Genomic DNA, 1400 nt, shown 5'->3' with positions numbered 1-1400 from the left:
CACCTAGTAGTGCTTCGTTAGGTTCTGGTTCTGGTGAGGGGGCGGCCGCAGGTGGTGCAGGTGCCGGTCCAGCACCGCAGCAGGTCTTGGAGCGTGTCGAGGACTTGGTAGAGAGTCAGGCCGCTGTGCGGGCTTTTGGGTCGTACCGCCGCAGGGTGAGGAAGGCCTGGGCTGCGGTCACGAGGGTGACGTGATGGTGCCAGCCGCGCCAGGTGCGGCCTTCGAAGTGGTCCAGGCCCAGGCCGTGTTTGAGTTCGCGGTAGTCGTGCTCGATGCGCCAGCGCATCTTGGCCCATCGCACCAGGTCGGCGATGGGGGTGGTGGCGGGGAGATTGGTCATCCAGTAGGCGGTGGGTTCCGTGGCTTTTGCGGGCTGTTCGACCAGCAGAGTCCGCACCGGCAGAACTCCGTCCCACCGGCTGCGTCCGCCGGCGTGTTCCTGGGCGGCCCGGGAGGCTTCCTTGCCCGACGGCCGCACCTCAAGCACTGCAAACCGTGAGGTCATCGATCCCTTGCTGCCCTCACGCCAGGTGATGTCCTCAAAGCGGGTGTCCGAATCGATCAGGTCCCGTAAGGGGCGGGCCGGCTCGCGATAGCGGGGCAGGGTGGGCGGGCCCAGCCCTTTGTAGGGAGGCTGATGGGGCTCGGCGCCGGTCGGGCGGGCGATCTCCTTGGGCTCGACGGCCACCACGTAGGACCAGCCGCGTTCCTCCAGAGCCAGACGGAAGCCGACGCTGCGGCCGTAGCCGCAGTCGGCCACGATCACCGGCACGGAAGGCAACCAGCCGGCCAGCCGGTCCAGCAGACCCACAGCCAGCCGGGGCTTGGTCACATGCCCCACCTCATCGGGCACCCCCGCGGCCTTGCGCCGCTGGGTGTCATCCGCCCATTCCTCGGGCAGAAACAGTTCCCATTCCAAGGGGCAGGAGGCAGTGTCGGTAGCCGCGTGCACGCTGACAGCAACCTGGCAGTTGGCCCGCTTGCCCAGCGCTCCGCAATACTGCCGGGCCACCCCGACCGATGCCCGCCCGCACTTGGGAAACGACACATCGTCAATCACCCACACCTCGGGACGGACCACTTCGACCAACCGCTCGGCGATCCGCCGCCGCACCGGCGTCCACTGCCATGGCGACTGGCTGACGAACTGCTGCAGAGCCTGCATGTCCCCATCCGGCAGCCGCTGGGCCATCGGCTGGATCGACTTGCGCCGGCCGTCCAGCATCAACCCACGCAGATAGCAATCGCCCTTGGCCCGCTGATCCTTGCGCGGCATCGAGGCGAACACATCCGCCACGAACATCCCTAACGCCGCCCGCATACGGTTCACTTCATGCGCGTCCACACACCCAACATGCTCTTGATCAGCGCTAACGGAAAGACCTAACGAAGCACTACTA

Annotated in this window: 1 protein-coding gene; it reads right to left on the bottom strand. The window is 66.9% G+C overall.

Annotated elements, in window-relative coordinates; translation table 11 throughout:
• Window positions 1-115: 115 nt before the first annotated feature.
• A complete protein-coding gene (locus AQJ27_RS07510) occupies window positions 116-1345 on the bottom strand; it encodes an IS701 family transposase (protein ID WP_079064852.1) in 1230 nt (409 codons plus the stop codon).
• Window positions 1346-1400 lie beyond the last annotated feature (55 nt).

It is taken from the genome of Streptomyces olivochromogenes, from assembly GCF_001514115.1.
GTDB lineage: Bacteria > Actinomycetota > Actinomycetes > Streptomycetales > Streptomycetaceae > Streptomyces > Streptomyces olivochromogenes.
The sequence above is the reverse complement of the archived record's forward strand: the minus strand, read 5'-3'. Positions and strand labels throughout refer to the sequence as shown.